We start from the raw sequence: 18,208 nt of genomic DNA on the forward strand, positions 1-18,208 counted from the left end.
AAGTTTTGAAAAAAAGTTTTATAGAAAATGGGGTCACAGGGATTTGAACCCCGATCCTGGGATTTCTCTTGCCTCAGTACTCCAATTGATCATCACAACGGATACTGTTCAGTTACGCGTATATTTCTTCAAAGACAACTGGAGTCCCAGATGATGCCAGGTTACACCATAACCCCATACATAACATACAATAATAAATTTATTTTAATAATATATAAACATTGCCATTTACTAAAATTTCATTTGCTTATCGATACCTGCAATTTCATCTAATTCCAAGCCTTTTTCCAGCAGATTATCCTTTTCAACCTTATAATTTCCGTTTTTAGTTCTAGGAGTATTTTGAGGTTCTAAAAAAAGCCATTTGGTATATTTGAATTTGACTCCAATATAGGGTTTTGCACCAAATATTTTTGAAAATTCACATAGCGCTTCGATTTGGGGAGCTTCAATATAAACCTTATCTTTTGTAGTGGTTTTCACTTCAATAGCCAAATACAATTTGCCATTTCCTGCAACAACATCAGGCAATGGATTTTTTGTAGCCCCACCAGAAGCAGGTGCTCTCATAGCGGCAAAATTCCTTTCCCAAAGCTTATGCACCAAATCCCTTTCTTCAGCTGATCCTTTCTTAGCCATAATAACACACAAAATCAAAAAATATTTCTATAATAAATAATATTGTTCCAACAAGTATATAATAAAAATGCGAGAGCAGTTGAAAAGTAATCTAAAAAAAATAGTTTTATAAATGGGGCCGGGGCCGAGATTCGAACCCGAGTCCCGGGATCCACAGTCCCGGAGGATGACCACCTACCCTACCCCGGCAGAAAAATCCAATGAAAAAAATGTTAAAATGCGGGAGCAGGGATTTGAACCCTGGTAGACCTGCGTCAACAGGTCCTAAGCCTGTCCCCTTTGGCCTCTCGGGCACCCCCGCTTATAAAAAACAAAGGATACATAGAAACCATTAAAAATCTTAACAAATTTTTTAAATGCTCCGGCCGGGATTCGAACCCGAGTCTTCGGCTCGAAAGGCCGAAATGATTGGCCGGACTACACCACCGGAGCATACTTATACAAACAAAGTTTTATTTAACATGGGCCCAATGGGGTTCGAACCCATGGCCTTCCGGTTATGAGCCGGACGCTCTACCTGGCTAAGCTATGGGCCCTAGCGCCATCGACAGGGCTCGAACCTGTGACCAATCGGTTAACAGCCGAACGCTCTACCTACTGAGCTACGATGGCATATGACACCCATCTCACTTAACCAAATAAAACCCATGTTTAAAAATCAAAAGACTTTAAACAGTAATAATAACTTTTATCTCTATACTATATAAAGGTTTTGGTAATTTGTGATTTTAATGGAAAAATACGCAAATCCATAAAATAATTAATTGTATCTACTATATAAAGCTTAAACACAAATATAAATACATGGACTCTAACATTTTTGACTTAATACAAAAAGCAAATGACATCACATTGAAAAAACATGGTGATTTAATAACTCTTGAAAGGGCCATATTTTTGTCATGGTGGTGTGATAAGGGAGACTGTGCTTTCTGTTATATGTCTACACAAAAACAGAAAATTAAAGATCCAAAAAAGGCCAGGAGAAATATCAATAACATATATGCTGAAGCTGAAATGTGTAAGCGACTGGATTGGAATATTGAATTTTTATCAGGAGGATACGAATCATTCACCACCCAAGAAATTAAGCAGATAGCCACCACAATCAAGGACATAACCGGTGATGGCGTCTGGCTAAACACTGGAATTACTGATGAACTGGAAGAATATGGTTCCGAAATCAAAGGAATTACTGGAGCTGTTGAAGTAGCAAACCCAAGAATTCATGAAAAGGTATGTCCTTCAAAAAAATTAGAAGATATAAGTCACATGTTAGACGTTTCCGGAGATTTAGGATTTAAAAAGGCCATAACAATAATATTGGGGCTTGGAGAAACATTGTCCGATGTTGATTATATAATTGACTACATAAAGGACCATAAGATTGATAGAGTTATCTTTTATTCACTGAATCCTCATAAAGAGACAATCTATGCAAATTCCTCACAACCGGCATCCCTTTATTATGCCCAGGTTGTTGCACAAGTCAGATTGGCATTTCCAGATATTGAAATTATTTGCGGAACATGGATCGATAACCTGGCAAACATCGGAATATTGATTCTAAGCGGAGCAAATGGAATTACCAAATTCCCATTATTCAAAATGTTTGGAACAAAATACGGAAAACGTGTCGAAGAAGAGGTTAAATGGGCGGGACGCCAACTCAAAGGAACTTTCACAGATAAAAATCAATTAGGACAAAAACAAAGCGAAATCAATCCCGAACTAGATAAGTTTATTAAAAGATACGTTAATGAATCTTTAAAAAATAAATATTAATTTTAAGAAAATAAAGTCCTAAAATAATGCTATTTTTAACAATCTTTATAAATCTAATGTAATAAATATAAATATAATATAAATTATTAAAAAATTATCCTAAATGGAGGAATTATTATTAGTGATGATGTCGATATGATGTGTGGACTTGAAATCCACGTACAACTGGAAACCGAATCAAAATTATTCTGTGATTGCCCTACAAATTATCAAGAGGCACCTATTAATTCAAACATCTGCCCAGTTTGTTTAAACCAACCAGGTGCAAAACCACATCCAACCAATGAAAAAGCATTGGAAAACGCATTAATGATTTCTTTAATGCTCAACTGTGAGATTGATCAAGGCGTCACATACTTTATGAGAAAACATTATGATTATCCGGATTTACCATCCGGTTATCAAAGAACTTCCGTACCTATTGGATTTAATGGAGAATTAAACGGAATCCGAATTAGGGAAATTCACGTTGAAGAAGACCCAGGCCAATTTAAACCTGACAGAGGTACTGTAAACTTCAACCGTTCTGGAATTCCATTAGTGGAAATCGTTACAGAACCGGACATCAAATCCCCTGAAGAAGCAAGAAACTTCCTAAAAGAATTAATCCGTGTTATACAATATAGTGGAGGAGGCCGTGGTGAAGGAACCATGAGAGCTGACGTAAACATTTCTATCAATGGTGGTAACAGGGTAGAAATGAAAAACATAAACTCCATTAAAGGTGCATACAAAGCATTGAAATTTGAACTTGTAAGACAGAAAAACCTTATGAAAAGAGGAGTTGAAGTTAAACAGGAAACTCGTGCATACCTCGAATCTCAAATGATTACTGTTGGAATGAGATTAAAAGAAGATGCTGATGATTACAGATTCATTACCGACCCTGATTTGCCTCCAATGCAAATTAGCGATGAATTTATCCAAAGAGTTTTAGACACTATGCCTGAAGCACCTCACAATAAGGTAAAAAGATTCGTTGAGGATTATGGCATTGATGAAGAATCCGCAAAAGTTTTAACTTCAGAACTTGATTTGGCTATCGCATATGAAGAAGTTGCAAAAGAAATTGATCCTAAATTTGCAGCCAAATGGATGAGAGATGAACTTAAAAGAGTCTTATCTTACAATAAATTAGATTACGCAGATAGTGGAATCACTGTTGAAAATTTAGTTGAATTATTCAATATGCTTCAAGATAAAGAAATTACAACAAAAGCAGGCCAAAGAATTATTGAACAAATGCCAAACAACGATAAATCACCTAAAGCTATTGCAGAAGAATTAGGATTGCTTGGTGTTGTTAAAGATGATGAAGTATTGGCTGCTGTTAAACAAGCTATTGAAGAAAATCCAAAAGCTGTAGACGATTATTTAGCTGGTCAAAAAGCTTCCCTTAACTTCTTAGTTGGTCAAGTAATGAGAATAACCCGCGGAAAAGCAGACCCTGGAGAAACCGTAAAATTATTAAAAGAAAATATTGAATGATGGGGGAAACTGAAATGACAGAAAAAAAATCTTTTGTAAAAGATTACATGACAAAAAATGTTATTAATGTTTCTCCAGAAACTCAAACTGAAGATCTTATTGAATTAATGAGAGAAAGTCACCACAACAGTTATCCTGTTGTTGAAAATGACAAGCTTGTTGGAATGGTGACTGCATTCGATATTATAGTTAAAGAATGGGCAGATACCGTTAGAGGCATAATGAGTACAAAACTGGTTGTTGCAAACCAAAATTTATCTATCAATGATGCTTCTAGAGTAATGTTTAGACGAGGAATATCAAGAATGCCTGTTGTTGACGAAAAGGGAAAGCTGGTTGGAATTATTACCAATACTGATATGGTCAGATCCCATATTGAAAGATCAACACCAAATAAAGTCGAATACTTTAAAAGTACATTAGAACAATTATATGGCATTAAAACTACCTTAAGGCATATGAAAGTTGATACACACAAATTACGCCCAACACAAGACAGGGTTTACGCAGACGAACTTGAAGGAAGAACATATGAACTAAAACGAGGATTAGCAGAACCTGCAATTGTTGTCAAGACAGGCGATAGGTGGATTTTAGTTGATGGACACCACAGGGCAGTTGCTTCAGTACAACAAGGTTATGAAACTGTTGATTCATATGTTATCGATTTGGGCCAGGACATCAAATTAGGTATGGAAAAAACAGCAGACAATGCCGGAATTTACAATTTCAGTGATATCGAGATTATCGATTATGATAAACACCCACTAATAGCACTTACAGAAAGCATGCAAGATCAAGCTTCCAAAGGTGATTTCAAATGAATGACGAAATCATTAGGGAAGTTTATTCCGTTTTAGAATCCAGACGTGATAATCCTATTGATTCATACACATCAAACATCATGCAGGATAATGATAAAAAAGCAGAAGACAAGATTCTTGAAAAAATAGCTGAAGAGGCGGGAGAAGTAATTATTGCTTCTAAAAATGATGAAAATTTAGTATATGAATCTGTTGATTTGATTTTCCACACATTGCTAATATTGGCATATAAGGGAGTGGAAATCGATGAAGTTTTCGAAGAGTTCGCAAGAAGGAGAAAATAGCTTCATTAAATTAATTTAATAAATAATCAAAAATTGGTTGGAAAAATGTTTGATACATTCTCAGAAAAAAAGTTTCTATTAAAACAATTGGTTAAAAGGGATTTAACCTCAAAATACAAAGATTCAGTTTTAGGAATACTTTGGAGTTTCTTTAATCCTCTTTTAATCATGCTGGTTTTTACTGCAATTTTTTCCATGTTGTTTGGTCGACAAATTGAGAATTATCCTGTTTACTTCTTATCAGGAAGATTAATTTATGATTTTTATAATGCTGGGACCAAAGGAGCTATGAGGTCTATAAAACGGAACGCAGCATTACTTAAAAAGATTTATGTTCCAAAGCATATGTTCTCAATTAGTGCCATATGCTATGAATTCGTTAATTTTTTAATATCTTTCGTAATCCTATTTGGAGTTATGTTAATTACCGGCGCAAAATTCCATCCTACAATAATATTTGCAATCATACCAATAATGTTTTTAGTTTGCTTAATATTCGGAATAGGATTGATATTGGCTGTTTGCAACACATATTTCTCCGATATAGGTCATTTATACAATGTTTTCACTTTAGTATTGATGTATGCTTCAGCATTATTTTATCCGATGGAAATCGTCCCAGCGCTTGTTCAAAAAATATTTACATTAAATCCTGTTTATTCAGCAATCACCTGCTTTAGGGAATGTGTAGTTTATGGAATAACACCTAACTTAAGCACATTATCCTATTTAGCGGCATTTTCATTAACAGTACTGGGAATTGGAATTCTATTATTTAATATTTATGATAAAAAATTAGCATTAGAGATATAAGGGTAATAATCATGAGTTTAACAGAAAAATTAGGCAATATTCGTGGGAAAAAAGATGTTCCCGAATTAAGTAATGGTGATTCGGATATTGCAATTGAAATTGAAGATTTAGTAATGGAATTCAAGGTTACTAAAGATAAAATTGATACTCTTAAAGAATATGTTATTAGAACCTTAAAAAGAAACAAAAAAGAAAAAAGAAAAATAAGAGTTTTAGACGGAGTTTCTTTTAAGGTGCACAGAGGAGAAAGGGTTGGCCTTCTTGGATTTAATGGTGCTGGGAAAAGTACATTGTTAAGAATTATCTCCGGTATCTATGAGCCTACAGAAGGTAAAGTTACAATAAACGGCAAACTCGCTCCTTTATTAGCAATCAGTGCGGGTTTTGATAAAAATTACACTGGAAAGAATAACATTTACCTGAATGGTGCTTTTTTAAGTATGGAAGAGGACTTCATCGATGAAAAATATGATGAAATCGTTGAATTTTCAGAACTTGGAGAATACATCAATTACCCTGTTAAAAATTATTCAAGAGGTATGTCTGCCAAATTAGGTTTTTCAATAGCTACACTCGTAAAACCGGATATACTGATTATTGATGAAATCTTATCTGTTGGAGATATTAAATTCAGAAAGAAAAGTTCAGATAAAATCTATTCCATGATGGAAGAAGGCGTTACCGTATTGCTAGTTTCACATTCAATAGCACAAGTCAAAAAGATTTGTGATAGGTGTGTATGGCTTGAAAACGGTAAAATCGTAATGGAAGGGCCGACTGAAGAAGTATGTAATGCCTACGTAGAAAGTTCAAAAAAATAATTTAAGGTTTTAATATGGATAAACGATGGATATTGATTATAATAATAATGATTATTGGAATAAGCTGCATGTATTTAATTGTTGATTCGTCAAACACTGTAGGCAGTGCAATTGCAGATGTTAACACTTCTATTGTAACATTGCCGGACGGTTTTTCAAAAGCTGAATCCGATAGTTCAAGCCTTGAATTGGTTAATGAAAATACTAATGAAGATATTTATATAAAAGATTTGGGCAAAGTAAACTCTTCATATGAGCAATTCACCAGCAAACTTAAAAGTTTGAAAGCCAGCGGAGAAATAGAAATAATCAAAAATTCAAGCAACATTACCAAAGACAAGAGTTTATATACCATCTATTATCAAAATGCAAGTGATGAAACTGTAAGTAACAGGTCAATTTCTTATCTATACTCACATAACCACACATTTTACATAAAAATGTCAGGATATGAAAACATTAATGAATTAGATAAAGATTTAACTTTCATTGTAAATACACTAGTGCCTGATTATAAGAAATCACAAGATTAACAAGGGGATGCCTTTTGGAATTTTCAGTGATAATTACAACATACAATTCTGAAAAATGGATAAAAAATACTATTGATTCAATTATTAACCAGGAATTGAATTTTGAAGAAAATGTTGAAATTATAATTGTCGACCATTACAGTAATGACAATACCCGCCAAATTTGCATTGAATACACTAGGAAGTACCCTTATAATTTTAAATTGCTCAGTAATAATGCTGAAAACATTTCTGATGCGAGAAATATCGCCCTTAAATATGTTGAGGGAAAATATGTTAACATATTGATGAGTGAAAGTTCACTATCCAGAAAAACATTAGGATCCATTTCACTTTTTTTTAAAAAAAATCCCCATGTGGATGTTGCATCAGTGCCTATATACTTTGTTAATAAAAAAAATAAAGACCATTGGTCCAATGCTAGATTTGAAAAAAATCAGATTGCAAACCTGATTAAGAATCCTGAGTATTATCAAATTTTTACATCATCTAGCTTTATTAGAAAATCTGCACTGCAAAACATTGAATATCAGAACCTTATATTTTCGGAAAATACTGTTTTTATAAATGAAGTATTGATTAACAACCCTCAAATTGGACTTTGCAATAATGGATACTGCAATTCAGAAATAGACTTGGAAAAAAACATATATCTCGATGATGCCGTATTGACAAAAGAGTACTATTTGGGATTATGCGAAAGAAATTTCAAACGTCTGATTAAAAAGAGTCTAGATAAATTTAACTATGTTCCGAGATTTGTCCAAAATGCAATAATGTACCATCTGGCCATAATGTTAAATGTAGATGATACCAAAAAGATTCTGAATGCGGAAGAAATTCAGACACTAAAATCCGATTTGAATTACGTTTTAAATTTCATTGATGATGATATTATCATAAATTATCCGATTATTGAAGAAACTGTCAAATTGAATGCATTCATATTAAAATATGGAAAATTGGATCCAATATTCCTTACGCTTTTTGATTTAAATACCGTTTATATCGACAATTATGATATAATAAATAATACATTATATGTAATGGCGAATATTGCAAAAATAAACAACCGGGACATTGAAATATTTGTCAATGGTTATCCCCTTCAAAAAACCGTGCTGAACTTCCCTCAAAGAAATAAAACTTATTTCGATTACACATATTATACAGATTATACATTTGAATTTGCGCTACCCCTATTACCTGGTGGAAAATATGAAATTGAATTCAGAGCCGACGGAGAAAAATTAGGCATCGATTTCTCAAGACCATGTAATTTTTCAAAGACAGTCGGTTATGCAAAAACAAGAAAGTATATCAGTATCTTGAAAGATGACAAAATCTTAATTAAAAGGAAAACCAAATTAAACTGGATTAAACAAGAAATAAAATCACTTATTCATATGTTAAAAGAACGTGAACCAGGCTATAAAGTGGGAATACCATTCAGAATAGCCTATATGATTGGATATCCGTTTTTAAAAGATAAACACATATGGCTCTTTATGGACAGGCCAGATTCCGGTGATGATAATGCGTCACATATGTTTAAATATGCAATGGGAAAAGATGATGGCATTGATAAATACTTTATTTTAGAGAAAAACGGGAACGGATATTCTGAAATCAAAAGAATTGGTGAAATATTGCCTTACAAATCTCTTAGACACCGATATTTGGGATTATTTGCAGAACACATCATAACTTCCCATCCTGATAATCAGATTATTTACCCATTTTGGGGAAGTTACCCTCATTTAGCAGGTTTATTGAAATCCAACACAACATTCCTGCAGCATGGGATAATTAAAGATGACATTTCAGGTTGGTTAAATAGGTTCAACATGAATTTATCCTTATTCGTTGTAAGTTCCACCAAAGAACGTGAATCAGTATTCGAAAATCCTTATAACTACCCTAAAGACATCATTAAATTACTTGGGTTGCCTAGATTCGATGGCCTCGAAAACATAGACAATAAAAAACAAATCCTCATTATGCCTTCATGGAGACGATATTTTGACAACAACTCCAAGCAATTCATCGCCAAAACAGAATACTTCCAAAGATTCAATTCATTAATCAACAATGAAAAACTAATCAATACAGCCAAGGAATACGGTTATGAAATAATATTCAGACCACACCCCAATATCTACAAATACATTGACTTGTTCAATAGGAATGATTTCGTTGAAATAGACTTAAAACAGGTTAAATACCAAACCTTATTCAATGAAGGATCATTATTAATAACAGACTATTCATCAGTAGCATTCGATTTTGCATATCTCCACAAACCGGTAATGTATTATCAATATGGTGACGATTATCATTTTGATGTCAAAAACGCTTACTTCAAATATGAAACCATGGGTTTCGGTGAAGTTTGCAGAGATGAAGAGGAATTGGTTGACTTGATTGTCGGATATATCAAAAACGATTGTAAGATGAAAGATGAATACTCCAAAAGAGTTGATGACTTCTTTATATATATCGATAAGAACAACTGTAAAAGAGTTTATGAAGCCATTAAGGAGATTCCTTTAAAGGATTAATTCCATATTGTACATTCCCCTTTCAAAATTTCCAAATTTAAGCCTTTTTTTATTGAATACCTTAAATCCCATTTTCTCATAAAGATGTTTTGCACCAGCATTTCTGAAATCAGCGTCTAAAATTATGCGATTCAATTTTTTAGATTGAGCATAAGCTATTACATCATTTAAAACTTGTTCACCCAAACCATTTCCCCTTAAAGATGAATCGATGGCTATTTCTGCAAGGTATAAATCATCTTTTTTAATATCGCATAAAACAAAATAATCTAAAATATCAACGACAATTAACTTTAATGATTTGACTCTTAAATCACGAGGCATTTTAGAGACATATGCCACCAGCATCCCAATCACTTCATTATTATCATCTAAAATTACTTTAAAAGAACTGGTAGGTTCATGCTTTTTTAAATCATTTTCAATAGTTGAAATGGCTTTTGATTGATTTTTAAATAGCAAATCAAAAGTTCTAAAGTCAACATCATAAACCAATTTGGCTACTTTATGTGCATCATGAATTTTCGGATTGAAATTCTCATAAATCAATCTAATCACTTTTAACAATAGTTAATGCAAATACGCCTGCGCCAAATCCATTATCAATATTCACGACAGCAATCCCCGGAGCACAGGATTGTAACATGGCATCCAAAGCCACCCTTCCTCCTTCACCAACTCCATAGCCAACTGAAGTCGGAACACCGATTACGGGCACGTCAACAAGACCTGCAACAACTGAAGGCAGAGCCCCTTCCATTCCTGCACAAACAATGAATGCCCTTACGCCTTCACTTACCATATGTGCAATCTGAGGAAACAGCCTATGAATTCCGGCAACACCAATGTCATAGGAAGTAATTGCTTCACAACCACCTTCTTCAACAATTACGCGAGCTTCTTCAGCAATGTTGATATCGGATGTTCCTGCAGTAATAATTCCAATTTTGGCAATCGAGTCTGTTTTTTCAATTTTTTGTCTTATAATCAATATTCGAGCTCTTTTATTATAATCAAAAATCGCTGAAATATTTTCCAAATCATTTAGTAATCTTTCATATCTATCTTCGGATAATTTAGTTATAATTAGGTTATCATTATTATTTTCAATGTATCTTTTAATTATTAAAAGCAGATCTTCATAATCTTTGCTGGGTGCAAAAACTGCCTCTGGAAAGCCTGTTCTCTGGTTTCTTTCCATATCCATTTTTGCAATTTCATCAAATTCTAAAATGTTATTTGAATTAATGAGATTTTCAGCTTCCTCTATACTGATTTGCCCATTAACCAATCTTTCAAGAATATCTTTCATAATATAATATTTAGGATAAAATTATATAAAATTTAACTTACAATATTATAACTTAATGAAAGCTTTAAAGATTTTAACTCAAGGAATAGTCCAGGGTGTAGGATTTAGACCATATGTTTATAGATTAGCCTGTGATTTAAACCTAAAAGGATATGTCAGAAACCTTGGAAATGTAGTTGAAATCATTATCGAAGGTGAAAATACTGAATTGTTTACTGAAAGGCTTCCAAAAGAGCTGCCTCCAATAGCCAAAATCAATTCCATGGAAGTTGAAGCTATTGAAAGCAGCAATTATGCTGATTTTGATATAATTGAAAGTGACAGTTCCTACTCAGGAATTAGTGTAATTCCGCCAGACATAGCAATCTGCGACAAATGTCTTGAAGAAATCAGAAATCCAAATGACAGGCGTTACAAATATGCATTTAATGCGTGTACCGATTGCGGACCTAGATTTACTGTAATTGAAAGCGTCCCCTATGACCGGATTCGAACATCAATGGATGAGTTTCCGCTATGCGATGAATGTCTTGTTGAATACAAGGACCCTTTGAACAGACGCTACCATGGAGAAGCCATTTGCTGCAGCGAATGCGGACCTCAAATGGAAATCTATAAAGATGAAAATAGAATAGACACTGAAAATCCTATAAAACTGGGTGCTGAAACATTAAAAGAAGGAAAAATATTGGCCATCAAGGGAATTGGCGGAACCCATTTGGTTGTTGATGCATATAATGACAGGGCAATCAAAGAACTTAGAAAACGTTTGAATAGACCAAATCAGGCTTTTGCTGTAATGTGCAAGGATTTGGAAAGTCTTCAAAACTATGCTCAATTGTCAGAAAAAGAAATCAAAACAATCACCTCAAACAAAAGGCCGATTGTCATTTTAAAGAAAAAGGATAATTATCCATTCCCGGATAGTCTATCTCCAGGACTTCACAATATTGGGGTTATGCTGCCATATTCACCAATGCATTACCTGCTTTTTGATGAAGGAGACATAGACACCTATGTAATGACTTCGGCAAACATTCCCGGTGAACCAATGATGATTACAAATGAAGAAATAATCAATGGCATCAATGACTATTCGCTGGTTCATAACCGTCAGATTCTAAATCGATGCGATGATTCCGTAATCAGGTTTAGAAACAATGAACTGTCATTCATCAGAAGGTCAAGAGGCTATACTCCCGAACCGTATACAATAAATTACGATGTAAATGACCTGAATGTGCTTGCATTGGGTCCGGAACTTGATGTAACCTTTTCCATCGCAAAAGACAACATCGTATATCCATCACAGCACATCGGAAATACAAATAAGCCAAAAACATTGAAGTTTTTACGGGAAGCAATCAAGAACATGGAAAGAATTACAAAAATTGATGAATTTGATGTGATTGCATGTGATATGCACCCTCACTTTTTCACAACAAGACTCGCCTATGAACTGGCTGAAAAATATGGCGCTGAAGTAATGCCAGTACAACACCATCATGCGCACTCCATTGCTCTTGCAAATGACAGTTCAATCGATGAGATGATTGTTATTGCAGCTGATGGAGTGGGATATGGAAGTGATGGAACTAGTTGGGGAGGAGAAATCCTCTATACTGATGTTAAAAACTTCGAAAGAATGGGGCATTTGGAAAGCCAGCTAATGCCTGGAGGAGACGTTGCAACAAGATATCCTGCAAGAATGCTTGCAAGCATCCTGAAAGATGAAGACTTGATTAAAAACTATGCGGATTACTTCAAATATGGTGAAATTGAAATAAAAAATATCTTCAAACAGATTGAAGCCGGAATAAATGTTGGGAAAACAACAAGTACTGGCAGAGTTCTTGATTCGATGGCTGTTGCTTTGGAAATCTGTCATGAAAGAACATATGAAGGGGAATGTTCCATGAAGCTTGAATCTTCCGCTTATTATTCAACTAAACAGTTGGAACTTCCAGTGATTGTTGAAAATGATGTATTGAACACCACAGAAATATTACGGGAAGTTGTAAAGCTTTATCAAAATGGTGAAAAGAAATCGGATGTTGCTGCTGCAGGTCAAATTGCTGTGGCAAGTGGTTTAAGTGAACTTGCCTTAAGAGCGGCCGATAAAAAAGGATTATCTAACATAGGGGCAACAGGCGGAGTATTCTACAACGAAGCCATTACGGATACCGTTAAGAATTATATCGAAAATGCTGGATTTAACTTTATACAGCACAAAAACACCTGCGCTGGAGACGGATCAGTATCTCTTGGACAGGCTATTGTAGTAAAAAAAAAGTGAAAAAGAATAGTTTGAATTAAATTCAAACATGATGGCTATCTATTTTTAAGAGTTCTTTCAAGAATATATTCTGCTCTTTCTAAAAGATTTCCATACAATCTTATTTGATTTTTCAACTCATCAATTGCTTCAAGTTGACCATCATCAATTCTTTTTTCAATATCTAAAAGTTTTGACCATTCATCCCCTGATGGTAATTGCAATGTATTGAGCATGTCGTCTGTGAACTGAACATCAAAATTATTCCTGTTAATAGTAATATGGATATTCACTTCATTCTGCAAATCATAGTATTTACGTGGACGACCTCTTAAAATCTTTTTATAAGAAGAATTTAGAATACCTATATCTTCCATAGCACGTAAATGAGCAATAATTGCTTTTTGACCAATATCCAGCTCATTTGAAATTTCACTTACAAACATAGGTTCTTCCCTTAAAAGATTTATTATATCTCTTCTAGTCTTACAACCCATTACATCAAGGATATCTTCCACATCAATGTCATCAGCAGGGTTATTATAATCAGTACGAAGTTCTATATGTCCCTTAGGCATATTAACATTTCTGTGTGGTTTTTCATTTTTCTCAATGTCGTTTGTATCATTCATGATTATACATTATATCGAAACCTTTATATAACTTTTTGTTACTATAATAATGTAGGAGAAAGATAACTTTTGGTTACTTTAATATTCGGTTAAGAAAAACTTAAAGTAATAACTCTTAATTGATGAACCATTTTCCTATATGTCCATAAATTCCCAAAAACCTATATTAAACACTCAAAAGTTTTGATTCTCTGCCGAGAGTTATTACAAAAGTTTTTCAAAAAACCTAAAAAAGGTGCAAATATGACTGATGAAAATAAGAGCGAAACTGAAGTTGAAACTCAAGAAATTCAAGAAAAGTATGATGAACTTCTCGAAGAGTTAGCTCTAAAAGATGAAGAATTAGCAAAAGTTAAAGAAGATCTTGAAAAACAAGAAAGTGAAACTCAAGAATACATTTCATTATCACAAAGACTTCAAGCAGATTTCGAAAATTTCAAAAAAATAACCGATAAAAGAAACAAGGAACTTGTCAAATTTGCTAATGAAAATCTTATAAAAGAGTTTTTAGATTGTTATGAAGACTTTGGCAGGGCTTTAGAAATCGAAAATGATGAAGATTTAAGAGAAGGTGTAGAACTCATCTATAATAAATTCAAAGATGTTTTAACCAAAGAAGGTATTGAAGAAATTCCTGCAAAAGGAGAAAAATTTGATTTGAACAAACATGAAGCATTAATGGTTCAGGAATCAGATGATGTTGAAAACGGGTATATTATAGAAGAGTTGATGAAAGGTTACATGTACAAAGATAAAGTCCTTAAATACTCAAAAGTTATAGTTTGTAAAAAATAATGTTTATTAAATAATTTATTAAAAAAATAGGTGATAATTATGTCTGATACTAAAAAAGAAAAAATTATTGGAATTGACTTAGGAACAAGTAACTCCGCAGCATCCGTACTTGTCGGAGGTAAACCAACCACAATTCCATCTGCAGAAGGAGCAAGCCAATATGGTAAATCCTTCCCAAGTTACGTTGCATTTACCGACGATGGTCAAATGTTAGTAGGTGAACCAGCAAGAAGACAAGCAGTAACCAACCCAGAAAACACTATCAGTGCAATCAAAAGAAGCATGGGTACCAATCACAAAGTTACTGTAAACGGAAAACAATATTCCCCACAAGAAATTTCCGCATTTATCTTACAAAAAATTAAAAAAGATGCTGAAAGCTTCTTAGGTGAACCAATTGAAAAAGCAGTAATCACCGTGCCTGCTTACTTTGACGACAACCAAAGGACTGCAACCAAAGACGCAGGAACCATTGCTGGACTTGATGTTGTAAGACTTGTAAACGAACCAACCGCAGCAAGCCTCGCATATGGTCTTGATAAAGCTGATGAAGACGACATGAACATTATGGTTTACGATTTAGGTGGAGGTACCTTAGATGTAACCATTATGGAATTCGGTGGTGGAGTATTTGAAGTAAGATCTACCAGTGGAGACACCCAACTTGGTGGTACCGATATGGACAACGTATTAATCAAATACTTGGCTGATGAATTCAAAGCAAAAGAAGGCGTAGATTTAATGGATAACGATCAAGCAGTTCAAAGATTAAGAGAAGCTGCTGAAAAAGCAAAAATCGAATTATCCACAACCACAACAACCGAAGTTAACTTACCATTTATCGCAATGGGCAGTGATGGAACCCCTAAAAACTTAATCCAAACACTTACCAGGGCAAAATTAGAAGAATTAGTTGATTCAATTGTAGAAAAATCCGGTAAACCAATGCAACAAGCATTAGATGATGCTAAAATGAGTAAATCTGAAATTGACAAAATCATCTTAGTCGGTGGACCTACCAGAATGCCAATCGTACAACAATTCGTTGAAAAATTCATAGGAAAACCTGTTGAACGTGGTATCGACCCAATGGAATGTGTATCCATGGGTGCTGCTATTCAAGGAGGAGTATTAGCTGGTGAAATTAAAGACATCGTTCTTTTAGATGTAACTCCATTATCATTAGGTATCGAAACATTAGGTGGAGTATCAACTACCTTAATCGAAAGAAACACTACTATCCCTACCAAGAAAAGCCAAATATTCTCCACAGCTGCAGATAACCAACCATCTGTAGACATTAATGTTTTACAAGGGGAAAGAAAAATGGCTGCAGACAACACCTCATTAGGTCGTTTCCAACTTGTAGGTATCCCACCTGCTCCTAGAGGCGTTCCACAAATTGAAGTAACCTTCGATATTGACGCTAACGGTATTATTAATGTAACTGCTAAAGATAAAGGAACCGGTAAAGAACAAGCAATTACCATTACTTCCTCAACTAAGTTATCTGATGAAGAGATTGAACAAAAAATCAAAGAAGCAGAAATGAATGCTGAAGCAGATGCAAAAAGACAAGAAGAAATAGAAATCAGAAACAACGCAGACTCCTTAATTTACACTTCAGAAAAAACCTTAGATGAACTCAAAGATCAAGTATCTGAAGATGAAAAAACAAAAGTCGAAGGACTTGTAGCTGAATTAAGAGAACTTATAGCTGGCGATGATGTTGCTGCCATTAAAGAAAAGTCTGATGAATTATCTAACGTAATTCAAGAGATTGGTGCTAAAATTTACCAACAAGCACAAGCTGAAGCTCAAGCTCAACAACAAGCTGGAGCTGACCCAAATGCTGGTGCACAAGACAACAACGATGATGACACAATTGATGCAGACTATGAAGTAAAAGACGATTAGATTAAATAATAAAGTTTTATTATATTGTTAGGTTAAAACAAAATCAGAATCAGAATCAAAAAGCATATAAACTGACAATAATATAAAACTATTATTTTTTCTATCTATTTTTTTAAAATTATTTATTAAGGTGAATAAATGGCAGACAAGCGAGATTATTATGAAGTTCTTGGAGTAGATAAATCTGCTGATGAAAAGACAATTAAAAAAGCTTATCGTAACTTAGCTAGAAAATACCATCCAGATGTTTGTGATGAACCAGATGCGGAAGAAAAGTTCAAAGAGGTTAGTGAAGCTTATGCCGTCTTGTCTGATGATGAAAAACGTCAAAGATACGATAAATTTGGTCATGCCGGAATGGATGGATTCACTGCAGAAGACTTCTATCAAAACGTAAACTTTGAAGACATATTCCAAGGATTCGATATAGGAAACATCTTTGATATATTCGGTTTTGGTGGAGGAAGCCGTAGCAGAGGCAGAACCGGGCCTCAAAGAGGTTCAGACATTTATACTGAAGTTCCAATTACATTGGAAGAAGCATTTAACGGATGTGAAAAAGAAATTAAAATCACAAGAAGCGAGCTATGCCCTGTATGTAAAGGATCCAAATCAAAACCGGGCGTCGAACCTGAAACATGTAGGACATGTGGAGGTACTGGCCAAATCAAAGAAGTCAGCAATACATTCTTAGGCCAAATGGTTAATGTAAGAGCATGTAGAGAATGTGGCGGTACCGGTAAAATCATTACTGATCCATGTGATAACTGTCATGGCAGAGGTAGTGTAAGAAAAACAAAAACCATTAAGATTGAAATTCCGGAAGGAGTTAATGAAGGCAACCACCTAAGAGTTTCAGGTGAAGGAAACTGTGGAGATGCGGCTGGACTTGAAGGTGATTTAATTGTTACAGTCCATATCAAAAAACACAAGAGGTTCGTGCGTGAAGGAGATCATTTGTATTTAGATCAGCAAATTAGTTTCCCTCAAGCAGCGCTAGGAGACTTAATCAGTATTCCAACCATTGAAGGAAAAGAGGTTGAATTTAAAATTGCTCCTGGAACACAAAGCGAAACTGTTTACAAATTAAGAGGACAAGGTATGAACTCTGTTAGACATAACGGCAGAGGAAATATGTATGTAACCGTTAAAGTTGTCGTTCCTAAAAAATTAAATACAAAACAAAAAGATTTACTTAAACAGTTCGCTGAAATCAGCGGCGATGAAATCAAACATGTTGAAAAAGGACTTTTCGACAGGGTAAAAGATGCGATGAAGTAGATTAGTTGAAATACTAATTTACTTTCCAACTTATTTTTTGAAATAAACACTATTTTTTACAGGGCAAATACCCTATCAAATAATTGAAAGATGCATAAATTAAATTGTACTTGTTTTGGTGAAACATTATAATAAATAAAGTAACTTTGATTATAGTTAATGGATATTTTAAAAATAAGATAAATGGATTTGATTATCTACATCAGATGATATTAATTATAAATTTTTTAAAAAAAAGAAGTTAATAA

General features: G+C 34.0%; 16 protein-coding genes and 6 tRNA genes. 12 read left to right on the forward strand and 10 right to left on the reverse strand.

The window, feature by feature from the left end; translation table 11 throughout:
* Positions 1 to 28 precede the first annotated feature (28 nt).
* The 7 genes from TL18_RS11045 to TL18_RS09705 form a co-directional block, all read right to left on the reverse strand.
* Positions 29 to 176, reverse strand: a tRNA-Trp gene (locus TL18_RS11045).
* Positions 177 to 231: 55 nt separating this feature from the next.
* Positions 232 to 639 carry a Holliday junction resolvase Hjc gene (gene hjc / locus TL18_RS09680; RefSeq protein WP_067044880.1) on the reverse strand — a complete coding sequence of 136 codons (408 nt, stop codon included), beginning with the start codon at positions 637 to 639 and terminating at the stop codon, positions 232 to 234.
* A gap of 113 nt (positions 640 to 752) precedes the next feature.
* Positions 753 to 828 (reverse strand) — tRNA-His (locus TL18_RS09685).
* A gap of 29 nt (positions 829 to 857) precedes the next feature.
* A tRNA-Leu gene (locus TL18_RS09690) sits at positions 858 to 940 on the reverse strand.
* Between the two features lie 56 nt (positions 941 to 996).
* Positions 997 to 1,071, reverse strand: a tRNA-Glu gene (locus TL18_RS09695).
* A gap of 30 nt (positions 1,072 to 1,101) precedes the next feature.
* Positions 1,102 to 1,175, reverse strand: a tRNA-Ile gene (locus tag TL18_RS09700).
* 3 nt (positions 1,176 to 1,178) lie between these two features.
* Positions 1,179 to 1,251: transfer RNA gene (locus TL18_RS09705), tRNA-Asn, on the reverse strand.
* Between the two features lie 192 nt (positions 1,252 to 1,443).
* Here TL18_RS09705 and TL18_RS09710 point away from each other — a divergent pair.
* The 8 genes from TL18_RS09710 (at position 1,444) to TL18_RS09745 (ending at position 9,748) form a co-directional block, all read left to right on the forward strand.
* Positions 1,444 to 2,424 (forward strand): radical SAM protein, encoded by a 981-nt coding sequence (locus TL18_RS09710; RefSeq protein WP_067044883.1) that lies wholly within the window; start codon positions 1,444 to 1,446, stop codon positions 2,422 to 2,424.
* Positions 2,425 to 2,559: 135 nt separating this feature from the next.
* Positions 2,560 to 3,912 carry an Asp-tRNA(Asn)/Glu-tRNA(Gln) amidotransferase subunit GatB gene (gene gatB, locus TL18_RS09715; protein ID WP_067044885.1) on the forward strand — a complete coding sequence of 451 codons (1,353 nt, stop codon included), beginning with the start codon at positions 2,560 to 2,562 and terminating at the stop codon, positions 3,910 to 3,912.
* Positions 3,913 to 3,926: 14 nt separating this feature from the next.
* Positions 3,927 to 4,736 (forward strand): CBS domain-containing protein, encoded by an 810-nt coding sequence (locus TL18_RS09720; protein WP_067045526.1) that lies wholly within the window; start codon positions 3,927 to 3,929, stop codon positions 4,734 to 4,736.
* Positions 4,733 to 5,020: a phosphoribosyl-ATP diphosphatase gene (gene hisE, locus TL18_RS09725; RefSeq protein WP_067044888.1), complete on the forward strand. Its 288-nt coding sequence runs from the start codon at positions 4,733 to 4,735 to the stop codon at positions 5,018 to 5,020. The genes TL18_RS09720 and hisE overlap by 4 nt, the downstream gene beginning before the upstream one ends.
* A 45-nt stretch (positions 5,021 to 5,065) precedes the next feature.
* A complete protein-coding gene (locus TL18_RS09730; protein WP_067044891.1) occupies positions 5,066 to 5,833 on the forward strand; it encodes an ABC transporter permease in 768 nt (255 codons plus the stop codon).
* Between the two features lie 11 nt (positions 5,834 to 5,844).
* The gene (locus TL18_RS09735) at positions 5,845 to 6,654 is read left to right on the forward strand and encodes an ABC transporter ATP-binding protein (protein ID WP_082706458.1); all 810 of its coding nucleotides are present in this window, start codon (positions 5,845 to 5,847) and stop codon (positions 6,652 to 6,654) included.
* Between the two features lie 14 nt (positions 6,655 to 6,668).
* Entirely contained in the window at positions 6,669 to 7,187 is a 519-nt protein-coding gene (locus TL18_RS09740) for a hypothetical protein (protein ID WP_067044895.1), read from the forward strand.
* A gap of 14 nt (positions 7,188 to 7,201) precedes the next feature.
* The gene (locus TL18_RS09745; protein ID WP_067044898.1) at positions 7,202 to 9,748 is read left to right on the forward strand and encodes a CDP-glycerol glycerophosphotransferase family protein; all 2,547 of its coding nucleotides are present in this window, start codon (positions 7,202 to 7,204) and stop codon (positions 9,746 to 9,748) included.
* Here the strand turns inward: TL18_RS09745 and TL18_RS09750 are convergent.
* Both TL18_RS09750 and larB read right to left on the reverse strand, forming a co-directional pair.
* Positions 9,737 to 10,297, reverse strand: coding sequence for a GNAT family N-acetyltransferase (locus tag TL18_RS09750; protein ID WP_067044902.1), 561 nt, complete (start codon positions 10,295 to 10,297; stop codon positions 9,737 to 9,739). The genes TL18_RS09745 and TL18_RS09750 overlap by 12 nt on opposite strands.
* Before the next feature lies 1 nt (position 10,298).
* On the reverse strand, positions 10,299 to 11,060 hold the full coding sequence (gene larB / locus TL18_RS09755; protein WP_067044904.1) for a nickel pincer cofactor biosynthesis protein LarB: 762 nt from the start codon (positions 11,058 to 11,060) through the stop codon (positions 10,299 to 10,301).
* Between the two features lie 55 nt (positions 11,061 to 11,115).
* Here larB and hypF point away from each other — a divergent pair, with 55 nt between their 5' ends.
* On the forward strand, positions 11,116 to 13,356 hold the full coding sequence (gene hypF / locus TL18_RS09760; RefSeq protein WP_067044907.1) for a carbamoyltransferase HypF: 2,241 nt from the start codon (positions 11,116 to 11,118) through the stop codon (positions 13,354 to 13,356).
* Between the two features lie 35 nt (positions 13,357 to 13,391).
* Here hypF and TL18_RS09765 read toward each other — a convergent pair whose 3' ends face one another.
* Positions 13,392 to 13,913 (reverse strand): ArsR/SmtB family transcription factor, encoded by a 522-nt coding sequence (locus TL18_RS09765; RefSeq protein WP_369814546.1) that lies wholly within the window; start codon positions 13,911 to 13,913, stop codon positions 13,392 to 13,394.
* Between the two features lie 297 nt (positions 13,914 to 14,210).
* Here TL18_RS09765 and grpE point away from each other — a divergent pair, with 297 nt between their 5' ends.
* The 3 genes from grpE (at position 14,211) to dnaJ (ending at position 17,960) form a co-directional block, all read left to right on the forward strand.
* Entirely contained in the window at positions 14,211 to 14,762 is a 552-nt protein-coding gene (grpE, locus tag TL18_RS09770) for a nucleotide exchange factor GrpE (protein WP_067044910.1), read from the forward strand.
* A 39-nt stretch (positions 14,763 to 14,801) separates the two neighbouring features.
* Positions 14,802 to 16,679, forward strand: coding sequence for a molecular chaperone DnaK (gene dnaK / locus TL18_RS09775; RefSeq protein ID WP_067044913.1), 1,878 nt, complete (start codon positions 14,802 to 14,804; stop codon positions 16,677 to 16,679).
* A 138-nt stretch (positions 16,680 to 16,817) separates the two neighbouring features.
* On the forward strand, positions 16,818 to 17,960 hold the full coding sequence (gene dnaJ, locus TL18_RS09780) for a molecular chaperone DnaJ (protein ID WP_067044916.1): 1,143 nt from the start codon (positions 16,818 to 16,820) through the stop codon (positions 17,958 to 17,960).
* The last annotated feature ends 248 nt before the right edge of the window (positions 17,961 to 18,208 follow it).

It is taken from the genome of Methanobrevibacter sp. YE315 (assembly GCF_001548675.1).
GTDB lineage: Archaea > Methanobacteriota > Methanobacteria > Methanobacteriales > Methanobacteriaceae > Methanocatella.

What these genes read in the sequence shown, in the direction of transcription:
- hjc (WP_067044880.1), bottom strand. Translation starts at nt 639, where the DNA reads ATGGCTAAGAAAGGATCAGCTGAAGAAAGGGATTTGGTGCATAAGCTT.
- TL18_RS09710 (WP_067044883.1), top strand. Translation starts at nt 1,444, where the DNA reads ATGGACTCTAACATTTTTGACTTAATACAAAAAGCAAATGACATCACA.
- gatB (WP_067044885.1), top strand. Translation starts at nt 2,560, where the DNA reads ATGATGTGTGGACTTGAAATCCACGTACAACTGGAAACCGAATCAAAA.
- TL18_RS09720 (WP_067045526.1), top strand. Translation starts at nt 3,927, where the DNA reads ATGACAGAAAAAAAATCTTTTGTAAAAGATTACATGACAAAAAATGTT.
- hisE (WP_067044888.1), top strand. Translation starts at nt 4,733, where the DNA reads ATGAATGACGAAATCATTAGGGAAGTTTATTCCGTTTTAGAATCCAGA.
- TL18_RS09730 (WP_067044891.1), top strand. Translation starts at nt 5,066, where the DNA reads ATGTTTGATACATTCTCAGAAAAAAAGTTTCTATTAAAACAATTGGTT.
- TL18_RS09735 (WP_082706458.1), top strand. Translation starts at nt 5,845, where the DNA reads ATGAGTTTAACAGAAAAATTAGGCAATATTCGTGGGAAAAAAGATGTT.
- TL18_RS09740 (WP_067044895.1), top strand. Translation starts at nt 6,669, where the DNA reads ATGGATAAACGATGGATATTGATTATAATAATAATGATTATTGGAATA.
- larB (WP_067044904.1), bottom strand. Translation starts at nt 11,060, where the DNA reads ATGAAAGATATTCTTGAAAGATTGGTTAATGGGCAAATCAGTATAGAG.
- hypF (WP_067044907.1), top strand. Translation starts at nt 11,116, where the DNA reads ATGAAAGCTTTAAAGATTTTAACTCAAGGAATAGTCCAGGGTGTAGGA.
- TL18_RS09765 (WP_369814546.1), bottom strand. Translation starts at nt 13,913, where the DNA reads ATGCCTAAGGGACATATAGAACTTCGTACTGATTATAATAACCCTGCT.
- grpE (WP_067044910.1), top strand. Translation starts at nt 14,211, where the DNA reads ATGACTGATGAAAATAAGAGCGAAACTGAAGTTGAAACTCAAGAAATT.
- dnaK (WP_067044913.1), top strand. Translation starts at nt 14,802, where the DNA reads ATGTCTGATACTAAAAAAGAAAAAATTATTGGAATTGACTTAGGAACA.
- dnaJ (WP_067044916.1), top strand. Translation starts at nt 16,818, where the DNA reads ATGGCAGACAAGCGAGATTATTATGAAGTTCTTGGAGTAGATAAATCT.